23 protein-coding genes are annotated in these 24,981 nt (G+C 56.7%); 18 read left to right on the forward strand and 5 right to left on the reverse strand.

Annotated features, from left to right (window positions below; genetic code table 11):
• The first annotated feature begins 2 nt into the window (after nucleotides 1-2).
• Nucleotides 3-971, forward strand: coding sequence for a flagellar hook-associated protein FlgL (gene flgL / locus IAE50_RS01345; RefSeq protein ID WP_200579351.1), 969 nt, complete (start codon nucleotides 3-5; stop codon nucleotides 969-971).
• 84 nt (nucleotides 972-1,055) lie between these two features.
• Here flgL and IAE50_RS01350 read toward each other — a convergent pair whose 3' ends face one another.
• Complete coding sequence (locus IAE50_RS01350) at nucleotides 1,056-2,267, reverse strand: MFS transporter (RefSeq protein WP_200579352.1); 1,212 nt, start codon at nucleotides 2,265-2,267, stop codon at nucleotides 1,056-1,058.
• 137 nt (nucleotides 2,268-2,404) lie between these two features.
• On the opposite strand from IAE50_RS01350, the gene IAE50_RS01355 reads away from it, so the two are divergent.
• Complete coding sequence (locus tag IAE50_RS01355) at nucleotides 2,405-3,340, forward strand: LysR family transcriptional regulator (protein WP_200579353.1); 936 nt, start codon at nucleotides 2,405-2,407, stop codon at nucleotides 3,338-3,340.
• Between the two features lie 40 nt (nucleotides 3,341-3,380).
• Here IAE50_RS01355 and rne read toward each other — a convergent pair whose 3' ends face one another.
• On the reverse strand, nucleotides 3,381-6,614 hold the full coding sequence (gene rne / locus IAE50_RS01360) for a ribonuclease E (protein WP_200579354.1): 3,234 nt from the start codon (nucleotides 6,612-6,614) through the stop codon (nucleotides 3,381-3,383).
• 71 nt (nucleotides 6,615-6,685) lie between these two features.
• Here rne and IAE50_RS01365 point away from each other — a divergent pair, with 71 nt between their 5' ends.
• Together IAE50_RS01365 and rluC are read left to right on the forward strand one after the other, a co-directional pair.
• Complete coding sequence (locus tag IAE50_RS01365; protein ID WP_139567097.1) at nucleotides 6,686-7,078, forward strand: hypothetical protein; 393 nt, start codon at nucleotides 6,686-6,688, stop codon at nucleotides 7,076-7,078.
• Between the two features lie 108 nt (nucleotides 7,079-7,186).
• Nucleotides 7,187-8,140, forward strand: coding sequence for a 23S rRNA pseudouridine(955/2504/2580) synthase RluC (gene rluC, locus IAE50_RS01370; RefSeq protein ID WP_023481636.1), 954 nt, complete (start codon nucleotides 7,187-7,189; stop codon nucleotides 8,138-8,140).
• Nucleotides 8,141-8,171: 31 nt separating this feature from the next.
• Here the strand turns inward: rluC and IAE50_RS01375 are convergent, their stop codons facing one another.
• Nucleotides 8,172-9,323: a dienelactone hydrolase family protein gene (locus IAE50_RS01375; RefSeq protein ID WP_375286130.1), complete on the reverse strand. Its 1,152-nt coding sequence runs from the start codon at nucleotides 9,321-9,323 to the stop codon at nucleotides 8,172-8,174.
• Between the two features lie 85 nt (nucleotides 9,324-9,408).
• Entirely contained in the window at nucleotides 9,409-9,993 is a 585-nt protein-coding gene (locus IAE50_RS01380; protein WP_042714964.1) for a nucleoside triphosphate pyrophosphatase, read from the reverse strand.
• 141 nt (nucleotides 9,994-10,134) lie between these two features.
• Here IAE50_RS01380 and yceD point away from each other — a divergent pair, with 141 nt between their 5' ends.
• The 14 genes from yceD to ptsG all read left to right on the forward strand — a co-directional run bounded on the left by yceD (nucleotide 10,135) and on the right by ptsG (nucleotide 22,506).
• Nucleotides 10,135-10,656, forward strand: coding sequence for a 23S rRNA accumulation protein YceD (yceD, locus tag IAE50_RS01385; protein WP_023481686.1), 522 nt, complete (start codon nucleotides 10,135-10,137; stop codon nucleotides 10,654-10,656).
• Between the two features lie 16 nt (nucleotides 10,657-10,672).
• The gene (rpmF, locus tag IAE50_RS01390) at nucleotides 10,673-10,846 is read left to right on the forward strand and encodes a 50S ribosomal protein L32 (RefSeq protein WP_006819481.1); all 174 of its coding nucleotides are present in this window, start codon (nucleotides 10,673-10,675) and stop codon (nucleotides 10,844-10,846) included.
• A gap of 79 nt (nucleotides 10,847-10,925) precedes the next feature.
• Nucleotides 10,926-12,014 (forward strand): phosphate acyltransferase PlsX, encoded by a 1,089-nt coding sequence (plsX, locus tag IAE50_RS01395; protein ID WP_200579355.1) that lies wholly within the window; start codon nucleotides 10,926-10,928, stop codon nucleotides 12,012-12,014.
• A gap of 6 nt (nucleotides 12,015-12,020) precedes the next feature.
• Nucleotides 12,021-12,974, forward strand: coding sequence for a beta-ketoacyl-ACP synthase III (locus IAE50_RS01400; protein ID WP_023481420.1), 954 nt, complete (start codon nucleotides 12,021-12,023; stop codon nucleotides 12,972-12,974).
• Between the two features lie 16 nt (nucleotides 12,975-12,990).
• Nucleotides 12,991-13,920: an ACP S-malonyltransferase gene (fabD, locus tag IAE50_RS01405; protein WP_094420227.1), complete on the forward strand. Its 930-nt coding sequence runs from the start codon at nucleotides 12,991-12,993 to the stop codon at nucleotides 13,918-13,920.
• Between the two features lie 12 nt (nucleotides 13,921-13,932).
• The gene (gene fabG / locus IAE50_RS01410; RefSeq protein WP_094420226.1) at nucleotides 13,933-14,667 is read left to right on the forward strand and encodes a 3-oxoacyl-ACP reductase FabG; all 735 of its coding nucleotides are present in this window, start codon (nucleotides 13,933-13,935) and stop codon (nucleotides 14,665-14,667) included.
• A 154-nt stretch (nucleotides 14,668-14,821) separates the two neighbouring features.
• Nucleotides 14,822-15,058, forward strand: a complete 237-nt coding sequence (acpP, locus tag IAE50_RS01415) for an acyl carrier protein (RefSeq protein WP_000103754.1) — start codon at nucleotides 14,822-14,824, stop codon at nucleotides 15,056-15,058.
• A 90-nt stretch (nucleotides 15,059-15,148) separates the two neighbouring features.
• Nucleotides 15,149-16,390 (forward strand): beta-ketoacyl-ACP synthase II, encoded by a 1,242-nt coding sequence (fabF, locus tag IAE50_RS01420; RefSeq protein ID WP_094420225.1) that lies wholly within the window; start codon nucleotides 15,149-15,151, stop codon nucleotides 16,388-16,390.
• Between the two features lie 112 nt (nucleotides 16,391-16,502).
• Entirely contained in the window at nucleotides 16,503-17,318 is an 816-nt protein-coding gene (gene pabC / locus IAE50_RS01425) for an aminodeoxychorismate lyase (protein WP_200579356.1), read from the forward strand.
• The gene (gene yceG / locus IAE50_RS01430; RefSeq protein ID WP_200579357.1) at nucleotides 17,315-18,337 is read left to right on the forward strand and encodes a cell division protein YceG; all 1,023 of its coding nucleotides are present in this window, start codon (nucleotides 17,315-17,317) and stop codon (nucleotides 18,335-18,337) included. The genes pabC and yceG overlap by 4 nt, the downstream gene beginning before the upstream one ends.
• Nucleotides 18,327-18,968 carry a dTMP kinase gene (tmk, locus tag IAE50_RS01435; protein WP_200579358.1) on the forward strand — a complete coding sequence of 214 codons (642 nt, stop codon included), beginning with the start codon at nucleotides 18,327-18,329 and terminating at the stop codon, nucleotides 18,966-18,968. The genes yceG and tmk overlap by 11 nt, the downstream gene beginning before the upstream one ends.
• On the forward strand, nucleotides 18,965-19,969 hold the full coding sequence (holB, locus tag IAE50_RS01440) for a DNA polymerase III subunit delta' (protein ID WP_200579359.1): 1,005 nt from the start codon (nucleotides 18,965-18,967) through the stop codon (nucleotides 19,967-19,969). Before tmk ends, holB begins: the two co-directional genes overlap by 4 nt.
• Before the next feature lie 10 nt (nucleotides 19,970-19,979).
• Complete coding sequence (locus IAE50_RS01445; protein WP_054803912.1) at nucleotides 19,980-20,774, forward strand: metal-dependent hydrolase; 795 nt, start codon at nucleotides 19,980-19,982, stop codon at nucleotides 20,772-20,774.
• Between the two features lie 298 nt (nucleotides 20,775-21,072).
• The gene (gene ptsG / locus IAE50_RS01450; protein WP_023481473.1) at nucleotides 21,073-22,506 is read left to right on the forward strand and encodes a PTS glucose transporter subunit IIBC; all 1,434 of its coding nucleotides are present in this window, start codon (nucleotides 21,073-21,075) and stop codon (nucleotides 22,504-22,506) included.
• 192 nt (nucleotides 22,507-22,698) lie between these two features.
• Here ptsG and fhuE read toward each other — a convergent pair whose 3' ends face one another.
• Nucleotides 22,699-24,885: a ferric-rhodotorulic acid/ferric-coprogen receptor FhuE gene (gene fhuE / locus IAE50_RS01455; protein WP_200579360.1), complete on the reverse strand. Its 2,187-nt coding sequence runs from the start codon at nucleotides 24,883-24,885 to the stop codon at nucleotides 22,699-22,701.
• Nucleotides 24,886-24,981 lie beyond the last annotated feature (96 nt).

Consider the following 24,981-nt stretch of genomic DNA (forward strand, 5'->3'; position numbering starts at 1 on the left):
TCATGCGTATTAGCACGCAAATGATGTACGAACAAAATATGCGCGGCGTAACCAATGCTCAGGGCAAATGGTTAGGATACGGCGAGCAGATGACAACCGGTCAGCGCGTTAACCGCCCGTCTGATGATCCGATTGCCGCCTCGCAGGCGGTAGTGATCTCCCAGGCGCAGGCGCAAAACACGCAGTACGATACGGCGCGCACCTTCGCGAAGCAGAAAGTTTCGCTGGAAGAGAGCGTGTTGCAGCAGGTGACTACTGCCATCACGGGCGCACAGAGCAGCATCGTGAAAGCGGGCAACGGCTCGTTGAGTGATGATGACCGCGCCTCAGTTGCCGCCGAGCTGCAGGGCTTTCGCGATCAGTTATTGAACCTCGCGAACAGCACCGACGGTAACGGCCGCTACATTTTTGGTGGTTACCGCACTGAAAACAAGCCGTACGATGCCACAGGCAACTACAGCGGCGGTACCGACGCCATTACCCAGCAGGTTGATGCTGCGCGTACGATGGTGATCGCCCATACCGGTGACCAGGTATTCAACTCCGTTACCAGTAATGCGACCAAAGAGCCTGTCGATCCTGCTACAGGAGTTGCGCCTGCGCCGGAGACGGATCTGTTCAAAATGCTCGACACGGCAATTGCAGCGCTGAAGACGCCGGTAGCGGGCGACGATACGGCGAAAGACGCGGCACAGGCCGTGGTGGATAAAAGCAGCCGTGGTCTGAGCAACTCGCTGAACAACGTGCTGAGTGTGCGTGCTGAACTCGGTACGCAGCTTAACGAACTGGATACCCTCGATGCGCTTGGCGACGATCGTGCACTGTCGTTAAAGCAGCAGAAGAGCGATCTGATCGATGCTGACTGGAACTCGGTGATCTCCTCTTACACCATGCAACAAGCGGCGTTGCAGGCTTCTTATAAAGCCTTCACCGATATGCAGGGTATGTCACTGTTCCAGATGAATCGCTAATAACCTTTTTACTTTGGGCATATCCTGAAACTGGAGTATGTCTACTATGCCCGCTCTGTCTCTCCAGAGCGGGCCTTTTTTTATCTATGCGTTTTGCTTCGCCTGCTCAAGCTTACGGGCATCGAAGAGACGAATCAGCAGGGCGATAAGCCCCGATACGCTCGCCAGTACCACCACCCCCTGCCATGAGGCGACAGCGTAAAGCTTGCTTCCCAGCGCGGAACCCAGCGCCATCCCAATAAACACCCCCGTAAAGAGCAGCGCATTGAGTCGTCCCCGCGCCTGTGGCTCCAGGCTATAAACCAGATTTTGATGCGCGACGAGGCTCGATTGCAGGCCAAGATCAAACCCGACCGCAGAGAGGGCTATCAGCGCCAGCTGGCCATGGGGCGGCAGGGCAGGCAGCAGGAACATCAGGGCGAAGGAGATCGTTACCAGCCCGGCTCCCAGTTGGGTTACGCGCTCTGCACCCACTTTATCCGCAAGGCCTCCCGCCAGCGGCGCCGCTAACGCCCCTGCGGCACCGGCAATGCCGAACGTCCCGGCAACCGCGCTGCCCAGCTGATAGTGCTCAAGCAGCATCAGCGCCAGCGTCGACCAGAAGGCGCTAAAGGCGATGGATAAAAAGCCCTGCGCCATCGCCGCACGGCGCAGCGTCGGGTAGCGCTGCCAGAGATGCGCCATTGAGCGCATCAGTGCCGGGTAGCTCAGCGTGGAGTGGGTAGCGAAGCGCGGCAAGACTGACCACATCAAGAGGCCGATCAGTGCAATGCTGACCGCCGCGAGCTGATACATCACACGCCAGCCAAACGCCGCGCCGACAAAGCCGCTGACCGTACGCGAGAGCAAAATACCGAGCAGCAGACCGGTCATCACCGTGCCGACCATTTTCCCCTGTTTCCCCGCCGGGGCGAGGATCGCCGCGGCCGGCACAATATCCTGCGCCATGGTCGCCGCCATGCCGATTAACAGACTGACAATAAGCAGTGAGGGCAGGTGGCTGGTCAGGCTACAGGCCAGCAGTAACACCGCCAGCGCTGCGCTTTTCACCACAATTAAGCGACGGCGATCGTGACGGTCGCCCAGCGGCAGCAGAAAGAGAATGCCGAGCGCGTAACCGGCCTGGGTGAGTGTCGGTACCAGTCCCATGCCGTTGATGGTCAGATGCAGATCGCTGCCCATCAGCGGCAGCAGTGGCTGCGAGTAGTAGATGGCCGCGACGCTGAATCCTGCGCCAAGCGCCAGCGCAAAAAAGATGCCGTTTGCCATACGGGCAGAGAGCGATTGATGGTTCATATGGTGTCCCCGAAGAGATAAAGCTGTGAATGCGTAGTCAGGCTACGGTGTGAGCGCATTTTTACCCATGGCGCGGTAGCGCGGTAGCCAGCGCAGTGGTAAAACGGTTATACGTGAAACGTATAGGCATAAAGATTATGAGGCGACAAGAGCGTATAGACCGGGTGGACTTAATGCGGACCTTTATCCGCATTGTTGAAGCAGGCTCCCTGTCGGCAGCGGCCCGCCAGCTGGAGACAACACAGGCAACCGTCAGCCGTCGTTTGCAATCGTTGGAGACATTGCTTGGCGTCAAACTGCTGCTGCGCACCACCCATGCCATGAAGCTCACCGATGATGGCGAGCGCTGCTATCAACATGCAAAACGGGTGGCGGATGCCTGGGTGGCGCTGGAGGACGATCTCAGCCAGTCCGACGACGAACCGGTCGGCATGCTGCGGGTGCGCGCCCCGCATGCTTTTGGTCAGCAGCAGCTGCTGGTGCCGCTAACACAATTTCTTGAGCGTCATCCGCAGCTGACGGTGGAGTGGATGCTGAATGATAAAACCGTCGACTTTCTTAGCGCCAATATCGATTGCGCCATTCGCGTCGGGGCAGAGGTCGATCCGGCTACCGTCTCGGTGCTGCTGGCAGAAGTGCCGCGCAGTCTGGTGGCGTCGCCCGCGCTGCTGGAACGCTTTCCGGCTATTGAGACACCGCAGCAGCTGAGCAACTTACCATGGGTGGCGCTGAGTACCTTCTATCAGCATCAAATCACGCTGTACGCGCAGGATGATGAGCAGGTGCAGGTAACCATCTCTCCACGCTTGTTTACCGACAGCCTTTACGCCGCGCGCAATACGGCACTCGCCGGGCTGGGAGTGACGTTAATCTCCAGCTGGGCGGTGGAAGAGGATATCCGCAGCGGCAGGCTGGTGACGCTTTTACCGCAATGGCAGGCCGCACCGTTGCCGGTTCACCTTGTCTATCCGTGGGCGCGCTACTACCCCGCGCGGCTGCGTAAATTCTTGCAACTGATGCGGGAAGTGATGCCGGGGCTGAGCGGGATGCGCCAGCCGGAAATGCGGGCATAAAAAAAGCCGACCCGGGGGTCGGCTTGTTGCAGCGTTTTACTTACTCAACCGCTGGCGGTTTGGTCGCCGGCGCGGTGGCGGTATGCGTGGCGCTGTGACCGCCCGCAGAACCTTTACCGTCGAAGTTGAACGCCGGGCGAACCCAGTCGCTGTGGCGCGGTGCTTCCTGTACATACGCAGGGGCAGGCGCTTTAGTCATCGGCGCGGTTGCAACCACCGGCGCGTCGGCTTTCACCGGCGCAGCTGTTTCAGCTTTCACCGCGACAGGGGCTTCAACTTTCACCGGAGCAGGAACTTCAGCTTGCACTGGCGCTTCAACTTTCGCCGGCGCAACGTCTTCAACAACTGGTGCAGGCGCAGCCTCTTCTTTCACTGGCTCGGCCTCTTCGGCAACCTGCTCTGCGACAGGGCGATCTTCCTCAGCAATCAGCTGCGGCTGCTCGTCTACCGGGGCAGAGATCGCTTCCGGATGGGTCGTTTCAACCTCGACCGGAGCTGGCTCTGCAACCGCTGCCTGCGGTTCAACCACTTCTGGCTGTTCGCTGACAGCTGCGGTTTCTACCGGTGCCTGCGGCTCAACAACGTCAGCCTGCGGGGTGGTGACCAGCTGTGCTTCAGCTACGGCTGGGGCAACTTCATGCTCTGCTGCATGCTGCTGCTCGGTTTCCAGTGCGCTGTTATGCTGGATCTCCTGCTGCTCTTCCTGCGCACGCGGCACCGGATAGCGAACCCACACTTTACCGGAAGCCATCTCCGGTGAGGCGCAGGCGATAGTCAGCGGCATCGCGGACTGTACCGGGTAGCGCTCGTCACGGTAGCGACGGCGGCGTTGACCGCTGACACGCAGGTGACGCGGGGAGCGGCGTGAGCGGCGCGGCATGGTGTTTTCACGCGCTTCACCGTTCTCTTCCTGCTCCAGCACCGGGGCGTTTTCAACCACAGCCGGCAGATCGACTTTCGCGAGCTGAGTATGCTGCTCCTCTGGCGCGGTCTCTGCGACGGTTTCGTCGATAACGGTTTCAGCACGGTTATCATCGATGCGCACTTTCTGGCTCAGCTGGCGCTGTTTGCGGCGCGGCATCACCTGAACACGCTCTTCCTGCTCCGCTTCCTGAGCAGGCTGCTCTTCGCGGGTCAGCTCTTCACGGTTCAGCTCTTTGACTTCCTGCTGCGCCTGACGTTTGTCATCACCGCGGCGGCGATTGCGTTCACGACGTGACGGCTGCTGCTCGTCGCGGGTTTTCGCTTTATCCGACTCGTCAACGACGGTGTTCTGGCGCGGCTCGCGATTCTCCGCGTTCTGCTGCGGTTTTTCACGACGGTTGCGGCGGTTATCTTCGCGACCTTCACGGTTATCACGATTGTCGCGGTTGTCACGTCCTTCACGACCCTCGTTGCCTTCGCTACGGGAATCACGCGAATCGCGGCGATCGTTACGGTCGCGACGGTTGCTTTGACGCGGTTTACGACGCTCCTGCGAACGCTCAGGTTTCGCCTCTTTCTTCTCTTCCTTCACTTCAACCGGCGCAGGCGCTTCTTCGCCAGCAAACAGGTTTTTCAGGGCAGAGACGATGCGGCCAAACAGACCCGGTGCTGCGGTAGTGGCAGCGGCAGGCTGTGCCTGTGCTACAGGCGCTGGCTCCTGGGCTTGCGGCGCAGGCGGCACATCCGGCATTACAAAGGTGGCGAGGGCAGGCTGCTCAGGCAGTTTACGCTCGGCATACTCCTCTTCAGACGGCAGCGCCATCTCCTCTTCATGCAGCTTCGGCAGCAGGTAGCTGAGAGTTGGCGTCTCTTCGCCTTTACGTACGCGCAGTACCGAGTAGTGCGGCGTTTCCATCTGATCGTTCGGCACGATGACGCAGCGCACGCCGCCCTGACGGGCTTCGATAGCGCTGACGGCGGCACGTTTTTCGTTCAGCAGGTACGAGGCAACAGGCACCGGCACAATGGCGTGCACTTCCTGGGTGTTCTCTTTCAGCGCTTCTTCTTCAATCAGACGCAGAATAGAGAGTGACAGGGATTCGTTGTCACGGATGGTACCCGTACCGCTACAGCGCGGGCAGACATGATGGCTCGATTCACCCAGCGACGGGCTCAGACGCTGGCGGGACATCTCCAGCAGGCCGAAGCGGGAGATGTGGCTGATCTGAATACGTGCACGATCCTGACGTACCGCTTCACGCAGACGGTTTTCAACCGCGCGCTGGTGGCGTACCGGAGTCATGTCGATAAAGTCGATAACGATCAGGCCGCCGAGGTCGCGCAGACGCAGCTGGCGGGCAATCTCATCTGCCGCTTCGAGGTTAGTGTTGAACGCCGTCTCTTCAATGTCGCCGCCGCGGGTTGCGCGAGCGGAGTTGATGTCGATGGCGGTCAGCGCTTCGGTGCTGTCGATAACAATCGAGCCGCCTGACGGCAGACGCACTTCACGCTGGAAGGCGGATTCGATTTGCGACTCAATCTGATAGTGGCTGAACAGCGGGATTTCACCGGTGTAGAGCTTAATTTTGCTGCTGAAATCCGGACGACCCAGTGCGGCGATATGCTGGCGAGCCAGCTCCAGCACTTTCGGGTTATCAATCAGGATTTCGCCAATGTCCTGGCGCAGATAGTCACGGAAAGCGCGAACGATAACGTTGCTCTCCTGGTGAATCAGGAACGGAGCCGGGCGGCTCTCTGCGGCTTTCTGAATGGCTTCCCAGTGTTTCAGGCGGAAGCTGAGATCCCACTGCAGCGCTTCGGCAGATTTGCCAACGCCTGCGGTACGCACGATAAGACCCATGCCGTCCGGCAGTTCAAGGCTAGACAGCGCCTCTTTCAGCTCGGTACGGTCATCGCCTTCGATACGGCGGGAGATGCCGCCCGCGCGCGGGTTGTTCGGCATCAGAACGAGGTAGCTACCGGCGAGGCTGATAAAGGTGGTCAGCGCCGCGCCTTTGTTGCCGCGCTCTTCTTTGTCGATCTGGACGATAACTTCCTGGCCTTCACGCAGCACATCTTTGATGTTCGGACGGCCATGCGCGTTGTAGTTGGCGGGGAAGTATTCGCGAGCGATCTCTTTGAGGGGGAGGAAACCGTGACGTTCAGCGCCGTAGTCAACGAAGGCAGCTTCAAGGCTCGGTTCAATGCGGGTGATTTTACCTTTGTAGATATTGGCTTTTTTCTGTTCATGCCCGGGGCTTTCGATATCCAGGTCGTACAGACGTTGCCCATCAACAAGTGCGACACGCAACTCTTCTTGCTGAGTTGCGTTGATTAACATTCTTTTCATCGTAACTTACTCATTATTCTTACATTGACGACTAAGCTGCGGGCAAGATTTTGCCTTTCCGGGGAGAACCGATGGCCTCGAGTCTATTACGCGTCGCCAACCTCACGGTTATCGCTCGCTTAAGAGGCGCAGTGTGTCGGTTGCCTGCATTTCCTGTGGAAAATACAGCGCAATTATCAGGGGAACAGCCTGGGAAAAACTCTCCAGAGAAGATTCCATCTACCGGTAAGGACTGCAACCCGCAGCCCGCTAACTGCCTGAAAGATCAATACGTCTTACGCCATTGCTGCGTGTATGATCGGACAGGCAAAACTGGTCATTCCGCTCATTTACTTGTTTTAGCAAAATTCAACACGGAAAACGGCAACATTATTCCCTGCGAACCCTGTTATAGCAAGCTGACTTTTACCATTTATCACCCGGTTACTCACAGTTTCTTCACCTTTGCCCGGAGATTGGTTTAATAACCACCGAATCAACTGTATGAAACGCTGTTTACCGAATGTAATAGTCAATATAAGCATATAAAAATGAGTGGCGCTATTCAGCGTGGCTATTTAGAATCGCCTCCCATGAAAACTGAGACATTAGCCGTAAAATTTGTTGCTATCACTGCAGACGAAGCGGGGCAACGCATTGATAACTTTTTGCGTACGCAGTTGAAGGGCGTACCGAAGAGCATGATCTACCGTATTTTGCGTAAAGGCGAAGTACGTGTGAACAAAAAGCGCGTAAAACCAGAATATAAACTGGAAGATGGCGATGAAATTCGCATCCCGCCGGTACGCGTGGCCGAAAAAGAAGAAGAGGCAGTTTCGCCGCACCTGCAAAAGGTCGCCCAGCTTAACGACGTCATCCTCTACGAAGATGATCATATTCTGGTGCTGAATAAACCCTCGGGCACCGCGGTACACGGCGGCAGCGGCCTCAGCTTTGGCGTGATCGAAGGGCTGCGTGCGTTGCGCCCGGAAGCGCGCTTCCTCGAACTGGTTCATCGCCTCGATCGCGACACCTCCGGCGTGCTGCTGGTGGCGAAAAAGCGTTCGGCGCTGCGTTCGCTCCATGAGCAGTTGCGCGGTAAAGAGATGCAGAAAGATTATCTGGCGCTGGTGCGCGGGCAGTGGCAATCCCACGTGAAAACCGTGCAGGCACCGCTGCTGAAAAATATTCTGCAGAGCGGCGAGCGCATCGTACGGGTTAACAGCGAAGGTAAACCGTCGGAAACGCGCTTCAAAGTGGAAGAGCGCTACGCTTTCGCCACGCTGGTACGTTGCAGCCCGGTAACGGGGCGTACGCATCAGATCCGCGTTCATACCCAGCATGCCGGGCATCCCATTGCCTTTGACGATCGCTACGGCGATCGCGAGTTTGATAAGCAGCTTGCCTCAACCGGCTTATCACGCCTCTTCCTGCATGCGGCGGCGCTGAAGTTCACCCACCCGGCAACCGGCGAGACGCTGCGCATCGAAGCGCCCCTCGACAACGCCCTTAAGCACTGCCTGACGACGCTGCGTAACGCAAAATAACGTCTCTCCCCTCCGTTGCGGAGGGGATCGCTTACGGCTTCAGCCACCTGTCCAGCCACGGAAAGACCTCATCCTGCTGCTGCTGATAAAAGACATGGCCCAGTTCGGGCCAGCTTTTGGTCACCAGTTTTTCATCGGCATGCTGCGACGCCCAGACGCGGTGCACTTTCTCAAAGGCCTCTGCGACCGCCTGGGGCGGGAAGAGCTTATCTTTACCGCCGCTGAAGATCAGCATCGGTTTTGGTGCAGCGAGGCTGGCAATATCGGGAATATCCATCAGCGCCGGCATTCCAGGGTGCAGCATATAAAAGGCTGACTGCCCGCGCAGCACATTATTCCCGGGCTGCATCAGGCCATTGTAAGTGCCGAACCACGAAATCACCGCCGTCGCGGCCACCTTGTCACTCAGTGCAGCCAGTTGCCAGGCGCGGAACCCGCCCATTGAGAAGCCCAGCACGCCGACGCGTTTGCTATCGACCCCTGCATGCGCGGCGATAAAATCGACGGTGCGCATATCTTCATATGCCACTTCGCCCGCAAGAGAACGGCCCAGATTGAAGTAGTTGCTGGCCAGCGCCTGCTGTTGTTCATAGACCATCGGCCCGCGATCGCCCCAGCCGGGGCTGTCGATAGCGATAACCGCATAACCGCGCTGCGCCAGCTCGTCGCCAATAAATTTTCCGCTGAAGAACTTATCCGCCCATGCCTGCGCACTGGCGAGTTTTTTAGCGTCATTCCACGGTTTGATGAGCTTCTCTTTGCCGATATCAAATTTCGAACCGTGGTCGTGCAGAAGCACCACCGCCGGATGCGGGCCGGGCGTTTTTGGCATCAGCAGCAGGGCCGAAATGCGGTTGTCGTCGGTAATGTTAAGCGCCAGTTTTTCGGCGGTGTAGCTGCCGCGATCCTCTTTGCTTATTGTTTCCGGCGCGAAAATTTTTGTGGCATCGGGGGTGAGGAGGGCGGCACGAAAGCGTTGGCGGCTCTCTGTTTGCCATTGATTAAAATCGGTGTAGTGGCCGGAGAGCCAGGAGTCAGGGTAGAGCATTTGCGCTTTCAGCGCGGGCCAGCTTGCCGGGAGATTGCCTTCGACGACGCCCTCGGTTTGCCACGTCTCTTGTGCGCTGGCCGCAGCGGAAATCAATAACGCAGCGGCCAGCGCCGTTTTGCACGACATCTTCATCAGTACCCCTCAAATTAAAACGCCGTTTTAATATTGAGAGTGACTCTACAGGTCGTGTACTAAACAATCTGTGATCGCCTAAGCATTAGCTTAACAATGGGTTGCGCTCCTCGCGGCGCAGCATCTGGCACAGCGCAATCAGCGGCAGCCCGACCAGCGTATTTGGATCGCGCCCTTCAAGGCGCTCGAACAGCGCGATGCCCAACCCTTCGCTTTTAAAACTACCGGCACAATTAAGCGGACGCTCTTTACGCACGTAGTCCTCGATCTCCTGCTCATTTAAATGGCGGAAATGGACGTCGAAGGGTTCGCACTCCGTTTGTAGATGCCCGGTTGCTGAATTATAGAGCGCCAGTCCCGTATAGAAGGTGACAATATTTCCGCTCGCTTTCAGCAATTGCTGGCGTGCATTCTCTTCCGTATGCGGTTTGCCGTTAATTTCGCCATTCAATACGCACACCTGGTCGGAACCAATTATCAGATGGTGCGGATATTTATCCGCCAGTGATTGCGCTTTTTCCTGAGCAAGGCGCAGCACGAGGTGGCGGGGTGTTTCACCGGGGTGCGGTGTTTCGTCGGTTTGTGGTGCTGCACACTCAAAGGGGAGGCCGAGTTTATCCAGCAGCGCGCGACGATAGGGTGAAGTTGAAGCAAGAATAAGAGGAGACATATTTTTTCCACCAAATATGGCTTAACGATGAGAGGCAAATTAAACTGTAGGCCGCAATGTGTGCGAATAATTGGCAAAAGGCAACCGCAGGCTGCCTTTTTCTTTGACTCTATGACGTTACAAAGTTAATATGCGCGCCCTATGCAAAAGGTAAAATTACCCCTGACTCTTGATCCGGTTCGTACCGCTCAAAAACGCCTTGATTATGAGGGTGTCTACACTCTCGATCAGGTCGAGCGCGTCGCCGATTCTGTTGTCAGCGTAGAAACTGATGTGGAGTGCTCCATGTCGTTTGCTATTGATAATCAGCGTCTGGCGGTGTTAACCGGCGATGCGAAGGTTACGGTAGCTCTCGAGTGCCAGCGCTGCGGGAAACCGTTCACCCATCACGTCTACACAACGTATTGTTTTAGTCCTGTGCGTTCAGACGAACAGGCTGAAGCACTGCCGGAAGCGTATGAGCCGATTGAGGTTAACGAATTCGGCGAAATCGATCTGCGGGCGTTGGTTGAGGATGAAATCATTCTCGCCTTGCCTGTAGTTCCGGTGCATGATTCTGAACACTGTGAAGTGTCCGAGGCGGACATGGTCTTTGGGGAATTGCCTGATGAAGCGCAAAAACCCAATCCATTTGCCGTATTAGCCAGCTTAAAGCGTAAGTAATTGAGGAGTAAGGTCCATGGCCGTACAACAGAATAAACCAACCCGTTCCAAACGTGGCATGCGTCGTTCCCATGACGCGCTGACCGCAGTCACCAGCCTGTCTGTAGACAAAACTTCTGGTGAAACCCACCTGCGTCACCACATGACCGCTGACGGTTTCTACCGCGGTCGCAAGGTTATCACTAAGTAATCACGCGCAAGCGTGATGAAGCTTAGTGAGGCTTTCCCCGCTCAGGCGGGGATAAACCGAACCAGGCTCTGACGATACCTTGACACGTCTAACCCTGGCGTTAGATGTCATGGGGGGCGATTTTGGCCCCTCCGTGACAGTGCCTGCAGCTTTGCAGGCACTGAATTCTAATTCGCAACTCACTCTCCTGTTAGTCGGCGATCCCGACGCAATCACGCCATTACTTGCCAAAGCTGATTTCGAGCAGCGCTCTCGCCTGCTTGTTGTTCCTGCACAGTCAGTTATTGCCAGTGATGCGCGCGCGGCGCAGGCGATCCGTAATAGTCGCGGTACGTCAATGCGTATTGCGCTGGAGCTGGTGAAAGAGGGGCGCGCCCAGGCCTGCGTCAGCGCAGGCAATACCGGGGCGCTGATGGGGCTGGCGAAGCTGCTGCTCAAACCCCTCGACGGCATTGAACGCCCGGCGCTGGTGACGGTATTACCGCATCAGCAAAAGGGCAGAACGGTGGTGCTCGATCTGGGTGCGAATGTCGATTGCGATAGTACGATGCTGGCACAATTCGCCGTTATGGGTGCCGTCATGGCGGAGGAGATCCTTGAGATCGCCAACCCGCGGGTCGCTCTGCTCAATATTGGTGAAGAGGAGAGCAAAGGCCATGACAATATCCGCGAAGCTGCCGCGTTATTACGCGAAGCGCCATCCATCAACTACATTGGTTACCTGGAAGCGAACGAATTATTAACCGGCAAGACGGATGTGCTGGTGTGTGACGGTTTCACCGGAAACGTCACGCTAAAAACCATGGAAGGGGTTGTCAGAATGTTCCTTTCGCTGCTGAAATCGCAGGGCGAAGGGAAAAAAAGGGCGTGGTGGCTCATCTTACTCAAACGTTGGTTACAAAAAAGTCTGATAAGTCGATTCAGCCACCTCAACCCCGACCAGTATAATGGTGCCTGTCTGTTAGGATTGCGCGGCACAGTGATTAAAAGTCACGGCGCAGCCAATCAGCGCGCGTTTTGCGTCGCGATTGAGCAGGCAGTGCAGGCGGTGCAGCGGCAAGTCCCACAACGGATTGCCGCTCGCCTGGAATCTGTGTACATCTCGTCGGCTTCGTCTGCACTGGGCGACGAAAGCAAGAACGTATGTATATTATCCAAGAGTGACTGAGCGCACATGTATACAAAGATTATTGGTACCGGCAGCTATCTGCCAGAACAGGTTCGAACAAACGCCGATTTAGAAAAAATGGTCGATACCTCCGACGAGTGGATTGTCACGCGTACGGGTATTCGTGAGCGTCGTATTGCTGCGGCAAACGAGACTGTATCGACTATGGGCTTTGAGGCCGCTAAACGCGCGCTCGAGATGGCCGGCATCGATAACGATCAGATTGGCTTAATCATTGTCGCAACCACTTCAGCGACCCACGCTTTCCCAAGCGCTGCCTGCCAGATCCAGAATATGCTGGGGATTAAAGGCTGCCCGGCGTTTGACGTTGCCGCCGCCTGCGCAGGCTTTACCTATGCCCTGAGCATTGCCGATCAGTACATCAAATCCGGCGCGGTAAAACATGCGCTGGTGATCGGCTCCGATGCGCTGGCGCGCACGCTCGATCCGGAAGATCGCGGTACGATTATCCTCTTCGGTGACGCCGCTGGCGCTGCCGTGCTGGGCGCTTCAGAAGAGCCGGGTATTATCTCCACGCATATGCACGCTGACGGAAGCTATGGCGAACTGCTGACGCTGCCGAACCTCGATCGCGTAAACCCGGAAAATCCGACCTATTTAACGATGGCGGGTAACGAAGTCTTTAAAGTTGCCGTCACCGAACTGGCGCATATTGTTGACGAAACGTTGGCTGCCAACAACCTTGAGCGCAGCGAGCTGGACTGGCTGGTGCCGCATCAGGCGAACCTGCGTATTATCAGCGCGACGGCGAAAAAACTCGGCATGTCGATGGACAATGTAGTGGTAACACTCGATCGTCATGGCAATACGTCTGCCGCTTCCGTGCCTTGCGCACTGGATGAAGCGGTGCGCGACGGGCGCATCAAAGCTGGTCAGCTGATCCTGCTTGAAGCCTTTGGCGGCGGGTTCACCTGGGGCTCTGCGCTGGTACGTTTCTGAGTATAAGGATAAAAAAATGACGCAATTTGCATTTGTGTTTCCGGGACAGGGTTCCCAGACTGTCGGCATGTTGGCCGATATGGCTGCAACCTGGCCGGTTATCGAAGAGACTTTCCAGGAAGCTTCAGCGGTGCTGGGCTACGATCTCTGGGCGCTGGTGCAGCAAGGCCCGGCGGAAGAACTGAACAAAACCTGGCAGACGCAGCCGGCGCTGTTGACGGCGTCTGTCGCGCTGTGGCGCGTATGGCAGCAGCAGGGCGGTAAAGCGCCTGCGCTGATGGCAGGCCATAGCCTTGGCGAATACTCTGCGCTGGTTTGCGCTGGCGTAATCGCGTTTGCTGATGCGGTTCGCCTGGTTGAACTGCGCGGTAAGTTTATGCAGGATGCCGTTCCGGCAGGTACCGGTGCGATGTCCGCGATTATCGGTCTTGATGACGCCGCAATTGCACAGGCGTGTGAAGCCGCTGCCGAAGGGCAGGTTGTATCGCCGGTAAACTACAACTCACCGGGTCAGGTTGTTATTGCGGGTCATAAAGAAGCCGTTGAGCGTGCGGGAGCTGCCTGTAAAGCCGCTGGCGCAAAACGTGCGCTGCCGTTGCCGGTAAGCGTTCCTTCCCACTGCGCGTTGATGAAACCTGCGGCGGAGAAACTCGCTGCTGAGCTCAGCAATATTACGTTTAATGCGCCGCAGATCCCGGTGATCAATAACGTTGATGTGGCGTGTGAAACTACCCCGGAAGCGATTCGCGATGCGCTGGTGCGCCAGCTCTATAGCCCGGTTCAGTGGACCAAAAGCGTTGAGTTTATGGCGTCACAGGGCATTGAGCACCTGTATGAAGTGGGCCCGGGTAAAGTCCTCACCGGCCTGACTAAACGTATTGTTGACACCCTGACAGCCTCGGCGTTAAACGAGCCGGCGGCGATGTCAGAGGCACTTGCGCAATAAAAGAGGAAGACCATGAGTTTTGAAGGAAAAATCGCGCTGGTTACCGGTGCAAGCCGCGGTATTGGCCGCGCAATCGCCGAAACCCTCGTAGCCCGTGGCGCGAAGGTGATTGGTACTGCGACCAGCGAAAGTGGCGCGCAGGCAATCAGCGATTATCTGGGTGCGAACGGTAAAGGTCTGCAGTTAAATGTGACCGACCCTGCATCTATCGAATCTGTGCTGGAAAACATTCGCGCTGAGTTTGGCGAGGTCGATATTCTGGTGAATAACGCCGGTATCACCCGTGACAATCTGCTGATGCGCATGAAAGATGATGAGTGGGACGATATTATCGAGACCAACCTTTCATCTGTTTTCCGTCTGTCAAAAGCGGTAATGCGAGCTATGATGAAAAAGCGTCATGGGCGTATTATCACTATCGGTTCTGTGGTTGGTACCATGGGAAATGCCGGTCAGGCCAACTACGCTGCGGCGAAAGCGGGTCTTATCGGTTTTAGTAAATCGCTGGCGCGTGAAATTGCGTCCCGCGGTATTACGGTAAACGTTGTTGCTCCGGGTTTTATTGAAACGGACATGACGCGTGCGCTATCTGACGATCAGCGTGCGGGTATTCTGGCGCAAGTGCCTGCAGGCCGTCTCGGCGGTGCGCAGGAAATCGCCAGCGCGGTTGCATTTTTAGCCTCTGACGAGGCGGGTTACATCACTGGTGAGACCCTGCACGTCAACGGCGGAATGTATATGGTTTAACCACGATGAAATTTATTTGCGTTATTGGGGTGAAAAGCCTCAAAATAGCGTAAAATCGTGGTACGAACTGCCGGGATTTAGTTGCAAATTTTTCAACATTTTATACACTACGAAAACCATCGCGAAAGCGAGTTTTGATAGGAAATTTAAGAGTATGAGCACTATCGAAGAACGCGTTAAGAAAATTATCGGCGAGCAGCTGGGCGTTAAGCAGGAAGAAGTTACCAACAATGCTTCCTTCGTTGAGGACCTGGGCGCTGATTCTCTTGACACCGTTGAGCTGGTAATGGCTCTGGAAGAAGAGTTTGATACTGAGATTCCGGACGAAGAAGCTGAGAAGATCACTACCGTTCAGGCTGCCATTGATTACATCAACGGCCACCAGGCGTAAGTGAACATCTCCAGGCGGTCATTCGACCGCCTGAGTTTTATCTGAGCAATCCCACGAATCTCTTTTTTTATCCCTCCCTGGAGGACAAACGTGTCTAAGCGTCGTGTAGTTGTGACCGGACTTGGCATGTTGTCTCCTGTCGGCAATACCGTAGAGTCTACCTGGAAAGCTCTCCTTGCCGGTCAGAGTGGCATCAGCCTGATCGACCATTTCGATACTAGCGCCTATGCAACCAAATTTGCTGGCTTAGTAAAGGATTTTAATTGTGAAGAGTACATTTCGCGCAAAGAACAGCGCAAAATGGACGACTTCATTCAATATGGAATTGTCGCTGGTATTCAGGCCATGCAGGATTCCGGCCTGGAAGTAACAGAAGAAAACGCCTCGCGTATTGGCGCGGCGATTGGTTCTGGCATTGGTGGTCTCGGCCTGATCGAAGAAAACCACAGCTCCCTCGTCAAGGGTGGGCCGCGTAAAATCAGCCCGTTCTTCGTTCCATCGACCATTGTGAATATGGTGGCTGGCCATTTGACCATTATGTTTGGTCTGCAAGGCCCCAGCATTTCAATTGCGACTGCCTGTACCTCAGGCGTGCACAACATTGGTCACGCGGCGCGTATCATTGCCTATGGCGATGCAGATGCGATGCTGGCAGGCGGTGCGGAAAAAGCGAGTACGCCGCTTGGCGTCGGTGGTTTTGGCGCAGCGCGCGCGCTCTCCACGCGTAACGACAATCCGCAGGCCGCAAGCCGCCCGTGGGATAAAGACCGTGATGGTTTTGTCCTCGGCGATGGTGCAGGCATCATCATGCTGGAAGAGTACGAACACGCCAAGAAGCGCGGTGCAAAAATCTATGCTGAAATCATCGGTTTTGGCATGAGCAGCGATGCTTACCACATGACTTCTCCGCCGGAAAACGGCGCGGGTGCGGCGAAAGCGATGATTCATGCGCTTCGCGATGCGGGCATTGAGCCGTCTCAGATTGGCTATGTGAACGCACACGGCACTTCAACACCTGCGGGCGATAAAGCCGAAGCGCAGGCAGTGAAGTCCGTATTCGGCGACGCAGCTTACAACGTAATGGTTAGCTCGACGAAATCGATGACCGGCCACCTGCTCGGTGCGGCGGGTGCAGTAGAATCTATCTACTCCATCCTGGCACTGCGCGACCAGGCTGTACCGCCAACCATCAACCTGGATAATCCGGATGAGGGTTGCGACCTTGATTTTGTGCCACATGAGGCGCGTCAGGTCAGCGGTCTGGAGTACACCCTGTGTAACTCCTTCGGCTTCGGTGGTACCAACGGCTCGCTGATCTTCAAAAAAGTGTGATCAACCTGCCGTATAAAGGCCCGCTTGCGGGCCTTTTCTATTCTGATTTATCCCCCTTGTCCTCGGCTTTTCATCCTGCCAAACTGTCTGCCCATGCATACAAGGAGTCGCTATGTTCTTGATTAATGGCACAGAGCAGGCCTCGCTTGCGGCCAATGACCGGGCGACGCAGTTTGGCGACGGCTGCTTTACCACCGCACGCATCATCGACGGGCAGATTCAATTTGCTGCCGCTCACCAGCAGCGTCTGCGGCAGGGGTGCGAGCGCCTGGCGATCCCTTTTGCCGACTGGTCTGCCCTTGAGCAGGAGATGGCCTCGCTGGCGAAACAGCATGATGAAGGCGTTATCAAAGCGGTGATCACGCGCGGTGTGGGCGGGCGGGGCTACAGCCCGGCCAACTGTTCTGCGCCGACGCGCATTGTCTCCTTTGCACCGAGGCCCGCACACTATGCGCGCTGGCAGCAGGAGGGGGTCTCCCTTGCGCTCAGTGAGATCCGTCTGGGGCGCAACCCTGCGCTTGCCGGTATCAAACACCTTAACCGGCTGGAACAGGTGCTTATTCGTCTCGGGCTTGAACAAACCGACGCCGATGACGCGCTGGTGCTCGACAGCGACGGCTGGATCACCGAGTGCAGCGCGGGAAATCTCTTCTGGCGGCAGGGTAAAACGGTGTTTACGCCGAGGCTCGATCAGGCGGGTGTGAATGGCATTATGCGGCAATATTGCCTGCGCCAGCTGGCATCTTCTGCGTTTGACGTGGTCGAAGTCAACGCCAGGCTCGATGCGCTGGCACTGGCAGACGAAGCTATTATTTGTAACGCGCTGATGCCCGTTGTGCCGGTTCGCCAGTGGGCGGACAGGCAGTGGCAGGCGCGCGATCTGTACCATTTTTTAGCCCCTCTTTGTGAGCGCATGAATCAATTATGAAAAAACTCTTTGGCGTTGTACTCATTCTGCTCGCGGTACTGGTTGTTGCCGCAGGCGCCGGTGCCTGGAAGGTGCGGCAGCTGGCCGACAGCAAAATTTTGATCAAAGACGAAACCATCTTCACCTTGCCGGCAGGCACCGGGCGCACAACGCTTGGCGAGCTGCTCTATCGCGAAAAGGTGATTAATCGTCCGCGCGTATTCCAGTGGTTACTGCGCCTTGAGCCCGATCTTTCGCATTTTAAAGCCGGTACCTACCGCTTCACGCCCAACATGACCGTGCGGGAGATGATGCAGTTGCTGGAGAGCGGCAAAGAGGCGCAGTTCCCGCTGCGCTTCGTTGAGGGGATGCGGTTAAGCGACTACCTGAAACAGCTGCGCGACGCGCCATACATTAAACACACGCTGAAAGATGATGACTATGCGACCGTGGCACAGGCGATAAAAATGGCGCACCCGGAGTGGGTCGAAGGGTGGTTCTGGCCCGACACGTGGATGTACACCGCCAATACCACCGACGTCGCGCTGTTGAAACGCGCGCATCAAAAAATGGTGCAGGCCGTTGTCCGCGCCTGGGAAGGGCGCGCCGAGGGTCTGCCCTATAAAGATGAAAATCAGCTGGTGACCATGGCCTCGATCATTGAGAAAGAGACCGCCGTCGCCGGTGAGCGCGACCGGGTCGCCTCGGTGTTTATTAACCGGCTGCGCATCGGGATGCGTCTGCAGACCGATCCGACGGTAATCTACGGGATGGGGGCGCGATATAGTGGTAAGCTGTCGCGCGCCGATCTGGAGGCGCCGACGGATTACAACACCTATGTCATTAATGGCCTGCCGCCGGGGCCGATTGCCACGCCGGGTGAAGCCTCACTGAAAGCCGCGGCGCATCCGGCAAAAACGCCATATCTCTATTTTGTTGCCGACGGTAAAGGCGGGCATACGTTTAACACCAATCTCGCCAGTCATAACCGATCGGTGCAGGAGTACCTGAAAGTACTTAAGGAAAAAAATGGGCAGTAAATACATCGTCATTGAAGGGCTGGAAGGCGCGGGCAAAACCACCGCGCGGGATGTCATTGTCGACACGCTGAAAACGCTCGGCGTTGGCGACATGGTCTTCACCCGCGAGCCGGGCGGCACGCTGCTGGCAGAAAAGCTGCGCAGCCTGGTGCTGGATATCCGATCCGTCGGGGATGAAGTGATCACCGATAAAGCCGAAGTGCTGATGTTTTACGCCGCCCGCGTCCAGCTGGTGGAGACAGTGATCAAACCTGCGCTGGCAAGCGGAAACTGGGTGATTGGCGATCGCCACGATCTCTCCACCCAGGCCTACCAGGGCGGCGGACGCGGTATCGATCAAACCCTGCTCACCACGCTGCGCGACGTGGTGCTTGGCGATTTCCGCCCCGATTTAACCCTCTATCTTGATGTAACGCCGGAAGTGGGCCTCAAACGCGCCCGCGCGCGCGGCGAGCTTGACCGCATTGAGCAGGAGTCGCTCGATTTCTTCAACCGCACACGTGCGCGCTATCTGGAACTGGCGGAACAGGATGCGACTATTCGTACCATTGATGCCACCCAGTCGCTGGAAGAGGTTGTAGCCGATATTCGCCGCACCGTTACCGCATGGGTGGAGGAGCAGGGCGCATGAAATGGTATCCGTGGCTACGGCCGGACTTTGAACAACTGGTCGCCAGTTATCAGAGCGGGCGCGGGCACCACGCGTTACTGATCCACGCCCTGGAAGGGATGGGCGACGATGCGCTGATTTACGCCATCAACCGCCTGCTGCTCTGCCAGACGCCGCAAGGAAATAAAAGCTGCGGTCGCTGCCGCGGCTGCGAATTGATGCAGGCCGGTACGCACCCCGATTATTACGTGCTTGCGCCGGAGAAAGGGAAGTCGACGCTGGGCATCGATGCGGTGCGTGAAGTGAATGAAAAGCTGTATGAGCACGCCCGGCTCGGCGGCGCGAAAGTCGTCTGCCTGCCGGACGCCGCGCAGCTCAGCGACGCTGCTGCCAACGCACTGCTCAAAACGCTGGAAGAGCCGCCCGCGCAGACATGGTTTTTCCTTGCCTGCCGCGAGCCTGTGCGGCTGTTACCAACCCTGCGCAGCCGCTGCCGCATGCATCACTTAGCGCCACCCGCAGAACAGTACGCCGCGACGTGGCTTTCACGTGAAGTGACAATGTCACAAGAAGCGATTCTTACCGCGCTGCGCCTGTCGGCCGGCTCGCCGGGTGCTGCTCAAGTGTTGTTGCAGGATGATAAGTGGAAGCAGCGCCAGGCGCTGTGTGAAGCGGCAAATACCGCGCTGGCTGGCGGTGACTGGCTGGCAATGCTGCCGGCGCTTCATCATGACAATGCCCCGGAGCGCCTACAGTGGCTTGCTTCGCTGATCCTCGACGCGCTGAAACTGCAGCAAGGCGCAACATTGGTGACTAACGTTGATGCCCCGGCGCTGGTGCAGGGTTGCGCCCGCCAGTGGCGCAGCGACACGCTGCATGCGCTTTTGCATGCGCTGTTTACCTGCCGTGAGCAACTGCTGAGCGTAGTTGGCGTCAACCGTGAACTGCTGCTGACCGATTTACTGTTAAATGTGGAGCGTTACCTGCACTCCGGCGTGACGCTTCCTGTATCCCATCTATAAGAGAGACATTATGTTTTTAGTCGACTCGCACTGCCATCTCGATGGCCTTAACTATGAAACGCTGCATAAAAATGTGGACGATGTGCTGGCGAAAGCCGCCGCGCGCGATGTGAAGTTCTGCCTCGCGGTTGCCACGACGCTGCCCGGATACCGGTCAATGCGTGAATTAGTCGGCGAGCGTGAGAATGTGGTCTTCTCCTGCGGCGTACATCCGCTTAATCAGGATGAAGAGTACGAGGTGGAAACCCTGCGCCAGCTGGCGGCAGAAGAGGGGGTGGTGGCAATGGGTGAAACCGGCCTCGACTACTTCTATACCCCGGAAACCAAGCCGCGCCAGCAGGAGTCCTTCCGCAACCATATCCGCATTGGGCGCGAGCTGAATAAACCGGTGATTGTGCATACGCGTGACGCGCGCGCCGATACGCTGGCGATTTTACAAGAAGAGAAGGTGCAGGATTGCGGCGGCGTACTACACTGCTTTACCGAAGATCGTGAAACGGCCGGTAAGCTGCTGGATATGGGTTTTTATATCTCCTTTTCCGGCATTGTCACCTTCCGTAACGCTGAGCAGTTACGTGACGCCGCGCGCTATGTGCCGCTCGATCGCCTGCTGGTGGAGACGGATTCCCCCTATCTGGCACCGGTACCGCACCGCGGGAAAGAGAACCAGCCCGCCATGACGCGCGATGTTGCAGAGTATATGGCGGTGCTGAAGGGCGTCTCCATTGAAGAGCTTGCACAACAGACGACGCAAAACTTTGCCCGCCTGTTCCATATCGCCCCGTCGCGTCTGCAATTAGCCTGAAAAGCAGCTTATTTTAGTACTCGTAATTAATAACCGATAAGAGTAAAGTTCACCGCCATAAAATGGGCGGTGACGGTTACAATTTGACCTAAACAGAGCGGCAAATGTAAGGCAATGTGAGTTTTATTGTCGATGCTGGCTGAAACGTGATAGCGGTCAAACAAACCTGAAACGATTTATTTTACTCTGTGTAATAAATAAAGGGCGCTTAGATGCCCTTCCCACGGCGCGGTTCTCCCCCCGTGCCAATGCGCGAAAGCGTAGAAAAAAGCACTAATACTCAGGAGCACTCTCAATTATGTTTAAGAATGCATTTGCTAACCTGCAGAAGGTCGGTAAATCGCTGATGCTGCCAGTATCCGTACTGCCTATCGCAGGTATCCTGCTGGGCGTCGGTTCGGCAAACTTCAGCTGGCTGCCAGAAGTGGTTTCCCATGTTATGGCCGAAGCGGGCGGTTCCGTTTTCGCCAACATGCCGCTGATCTTCGCGATCGGTGTGGCCCTTGGCTTCACCAATAACGACGGCGTTTCCGCACTTGCCGCCGTTGTCGCCTACGGCATTATGGTTAAAACCATGGCGGTGGTTGCGCCGCTGGTTCTGCATTTACCTGCTGAAGAGATCGCGGCGAAACACCTGGCAGACACCGGTGTTCTCGGCGGTATCATCTCTGGTGCGATCGCAGCGTATATGTTTAACCGCTTCTACCGTATCAAGCTGCCTGAGTATCTGGGCTTCTTCGCGGGTAAACGCTTTGTGCCGATCATCTCTGGTCTGGCAGCAATCTTCACCGGCGTGATCCTCTCCTTCATTTGGCCGCCGATCGGTACTGCTATCCAGACCTTCTCTCAGTGGGCTGCTTACCAGAACCCGGTTGTTGCGTTCGGTATCTATGGCTTCATCGAGCGCTGCCTGGTGCCGTTTGGTCTGCACCACATCTGGAACGTACCTTTCCAGATGCAGATTGGTGAATTCACCAACGCCGCAGGCCAGGTGTTCCACGGCGATATCCCGCGTTACATGGCAGGTGACCCGACCGCAGGTAAACTCTCCGGTGGCTTCCTGTTCAAAATGTACGGTCTGCCAGCTGCCGCGATTGCTATCTGGCACTCTGCGAAACCGGAAAACCGCGCGAAAGTGGGCGGTATCATGATCTCCGCCGCGCTGACCTCGTTCCTGACCGGTATCACCGAGCCGATCGAGTTCTCCTTTATGTTCGTGGCGCCGATCCTGTACGTTATCCATGCGATTCTGGCAGGCCTGGCCTTCCCGATCTGTATCCTGCTGGGTATGCGTGACGGTACGTCGTTCTCTCACGGTCTGATCGACTTCGTCGTGCTGAGCGGCAACAGCAGTAAACTGTGGCTGTTCCCGATCATCGGTATCTGCTACGCAGTGGTTTACTACACCGTCTTCCGCGTGCTGATTAAAGCGCTGGATCTGAAGACGCCGGGTCGTGAAGAGACCACCGAAGAGAGCAAAGCTGGCGTCACCAGCGAAATGGCTCCGGCTCTGGTTTCCGCGTTTGGCGGCAAAGAGAACATCACCAACCTCGATGCGTGCATCACGCGTCTGCGTGTCAGCGTGGCTGACGTAGCGAAAGTGGATCAGGCTGGCCTGAAGAAACTGGGCGCTGCGGGTGTGGTTGTTGCCGGTTCCGGCGTTCAGGCGATTTTCGGTACCAAATCCGATAACCTGAAAACCGAGATGGATGAGTACATCCGCAACAGCTAAGCCATAGTCTGGGGAGACTGAGGGAGCCTGCGGGCTCCCTTTTTTATTGCCCTGCATTTGCCTTTGTAGGCCGGATAAGGCAACGCCGCCATCCGGCAAAACCGCAATGCCGGATGGCGCTAACGCTTATCCGGCCTACAGGTAGCCAATAAAAAAGGAGCCCGCAGGCTCCTTTTGTTGACTGATGCGATATCAGAAGCGGTAATTGGCGCTCACCGAGAAGTTACGCGGCTCGCCGAACACATAGGTGCGGCTGTCAACGTTGGTGTCATATTTCTTGTCGAACAGGTTATCGATATTCGCCTGCACCGAGAGCTGTTTGGTCACCTGATAACGGGCAAACAGATCGACCAGCGCATAGCTGCCCTGTTCAGAGCGGAAGTTGCCGTTGGCGGTGCTGACATTCGCCCAGGTGCTGTTCTGCCAGTTAACGCCGCCGCCGACGGTTAACTCCTGCAACATCGGCAGGCGATAACTGGTGAAGGTTTTGATCGATGTGCGTGGCAGGTTCGGGTTCACCGCATTGCCATCTTTATCATCGGCAACATAGCGCGTGGCACCGAAAGTCATCTGCCAGTTATCCGTCAGCGCGCCATTAATTTCCAGCTCCACGCCTCTACTCACCGCGCCATCAACCGCTTCATACGCGCTTTCGCCGCTGGTGCCCGGCACCACGCCGCCGGTTGTCTGCCCAAGGTTATCCTGCTCAATACGGAACACGGCGAGTGAAGCGGTTAAACGGCTGTTCATCCAGTCAGATTTCACGCCCAGCTCGTAGTTTTTCCCGGTTACCGGCGAGAGATATTTCCCCTGCGCGTCGCGATACTCCTGCGGTTTAAAGATGGAGGTGTAGCTGGCATAGGTCGACCAGGTATCGTTGATGTCGAAAATCAGGCCCGCATAGGGTGAGAGGTTGTTCTTCTCCAGATCCTGCGTCAACGTCTCAAGTTTGTATTTGGTATAACGCGCGCCGGCAATCAGATGCAGCGGATCGGCAAGGGAGATACGCGTCGCGAGGTAGGCTGACTGCTGACGAATAGTATCTTCCTGCGCCAGGCTCAGCGGTGCCCACTGGGTTTCCGGGTAGTTGCCGTTGAAGTTGCTGTAGTTGCCGAGCGAGGTATCGAGGATATTCTCCCACGAGCTAAAGTAGCGGTTATTTTGCTTGCTCAGATTGCCGCCGACCATCAGCTCATGCTGGCGGCCAAACAGCTCATACGAGCCATTAGCAAAGGTATCCAGCGCATCGACTTTACGCATGCCGGTGTTATACCCGGTGCCGCCAACATAGGGATAAGACGCACCATAAGGGCTGACCATCAGTCCGGTGGATTTATCGACCGTGCCGTCGACATAGAGTGCTTTGCTGTCGAGCTGCGTCTCGGTATGGGTGCCGTTCACCGTCAGCAGCCAGTCACTGCCGAGGCTCTGTTTCACCGTCGCGAAGGTACGTTTGGAGACTTTATTGTTGTAGGCCCAATCCGGCGCGGTGCTGTCGCTGCGGCTCGGGTGGGTTTTTGTGCCGTCGGTATACCAGCGCGGCAAGCCGCCCCACGTTGGGCTATCAACGTCGGTCTCCTGGTAGTCATAGCCAACGGAGAAAGCGGTCGATGCGGTCAGATCGACATCCAGCACGCCGTAGAAGAACTTCTTCTCCTGGCTGTAGCGGTCAAGCCAGCTGTCATTATGCTGGTAACCGGCCACCGCACGGCCACGGATCCTGCCATCATCAGTCAGCGGCGTGGAGACGTCCGCCACGTAACGCTGTTTATTCCAGCTGCCATACTCGGCGGAAACGTTTGAGGTGAATTCGCGGCTGTCGGCGTGCTTGCGCACCATATTCACGGAAGCGGAAGGGTTGCCCGCCCCGGTCATCAGCCCGGTTGCGCCGCGCACCACTTCAATGCGCTCATACATGGCGGTATCGGAGAGCGCATCGCCCAGGTTCCAGCGGGTTTCAAAAATCGTCGGAATACCGTCGACCATATAGTTATCAATCAGGAAGCCGCGCGAGTAGTAGGTGCTGCGATCGGAGTCTGCCGCGCTCTCGAACACGCCGGTGGTGTTCTTCAGCACATCGCCCAGCGTTTCCAGCTGCTGATCCTTCATTCGCTGTTGGGTGGTAATACTGATGGATTGAGGAATATCGCGCTGCACCAGCGTCATTTTGGTGCCCGCCGCAGTGGTCTGCGTATTGTAATCCTGTTCGGTCAGGGCACGGGTGTCGGCAGCGCTGGTTCCTTCAACGACCACCGTCTCTTCACTGCCGGCGGCAAAACCGGTGGCCGGGGTGAGCGCGAAAGCAATGGCAACGGCCAGCAGGGAAGGGGCGGCCGTACAGGCGCGTGCGCCGAAGCGGCCATTCTGCGGGAAAGACATGATAAACCCTTAATGGTGTGTGAGCAGAACCTGCAGCCAGTACGTTGCTGGCTACGGGAAGTAAATGCGTCAGCGCGAGGCGCGCATGGAAATGCA

The organism is Kosakonia sp. S42 (assembly GCF_016624785.1).
Classification (GTDB): domain Bacteria; phylum Pseudomonadota; class Gammaproteobacteria; order Enterobacterales; family Enterobacteriaceae; genus Kosakonia; species Kosakonia cowanii.

Coding starts and splice junctions, on each gene's coding strand:
- flgL (WP_200579351.1), top strand. CDS start 3: ATGCGTATTAGCACGCAAATGATGTACGAACAAAATATGCGCGGCGTA.
- IAE50_RS01350 (WP_200579352.1), bottom strand. CDS start 2,267: ATGAACCATCAATCGCTCTCTGCCCGTATGGCAAACGGCATCTTTTTT.
- IAE50_RS01355 (WP_200579353.1), top strand. CDS start 2,405: ATGAGGCGACAAGAGCGTATAGACCGGGTGGACTTAATGCGGACCTTT.
- rne (WP_200579354.1), bottom strand. CDS start 6,614: ATGAAAAGAATGTTAATCAACGCAACTCAGCAAGAAGAGTTGCGTGTC.
- IAE50_RS01365 (WP_139567097.1), top strand. CDS start 6,686: ATGGCCTCGAGTCTATTACGCGTCGCCAACCTCACGGTTATCGCTCGC.
- rluC (WP_023481636.1), top strand. CDS start 7,187: ATGAAAACTGAGACATTAGCCGTAAAATTTGTTGCTATCACTGCAGAC.
- IAE50_RS01375 (WP_375286130.1), bottom strand. CDS start 9,323: ATGAAGATGTCGTGCAAAACGGCGCTGGCCGCTGCGTTATTGATTTCC.
- IAE50_RS01380 (WP_042714964.1), bottom strand. CDS start 9,993: ATGTCTCCTCTTATTCTTGCTTCAACTTCACCCTATCGTCGCGCGCTG.
- yceD (WP_023481686.1), top strand. CDS start 10,135: ATGCAAAAGGTAAAATTACCCCTGACTCTTGATCCGGTTCGTACCGCT.
- rpmF (WP_006819481.1), top strand. CDS start 10,673: ATGGCCGTACAACAGAATAAACCAACCCGTTCCAAACGTGGCATGCGT.
- IAE50_RS01400 (WP_023481420.1), top strand. CDS start 12,021: ATGTATACAAAGATTATTGGTACCGGCAGCTATCTGCCAGAACAGGTT.
- fabD (WP_094420227.1), top strand. CDS start 12,991: ATGACGCAATTTGCATTTGTGTTTCCGGGACAGGGTTCCCAGACTGTC.
- fabG (WP_094420226.1), top strand. CDS start 13,933: ATGAGTTTTGAAGGAAAAATCGCGCTGGTTACCGGTGCAAGCCGCGGT.
- acpP (WP_000103754.1), top strand. CDS start 14,822: ATGAGCACTATCGAAGAACGCGTTAAGAAAATTATCGGCGAGCAGCTG.
- pabC (WP_200579356.1), top strand. CDS start 16,503: ATGTTCTTGATTAATGGCACAGAGCAGGCCTCGCTTGCGGCCAATGAC.
- yceG (WP_200579357.1), top strand. CDS start 17,315: ATGAAAAAACTCTTTGGCGTTGTACTCATTCTGCTCGCGGTACTGGTT.
- tmk (WP_200579358.1), top strand. CDS start 18,327: ATGGGCAGTAAATACATCGTCATTGAAGGGCTGGAAGGCGCGGGCAAA.
- holB (WP_200579359.1), top strand. CDS start 18,965: ATGAAATGGTATCCGTGGCTACGGCCGGACTTTGAACAACTGGTCGCC.
- IAE50_RS01445 (WP_054803912.1), top strand. CDS start 19,980: ATGTTTTTAGTCGACTCGCACTGCCATCTCGATGGCCTTAACTATGAA.
- ptsG (WP_023481473.1), top strand. CDS start 21,073: ATGTTTAAGAATGCATTTGCTAACCTGCAGAAGGTCGGTAAATCGCTG.
- fhuE (WP_200579360.1), bottom strand. CDS start 24,885: ATGTCTTTCCCGCAGAATGGCCGCTTCGGCGCACGCGCCTGTACGGCC.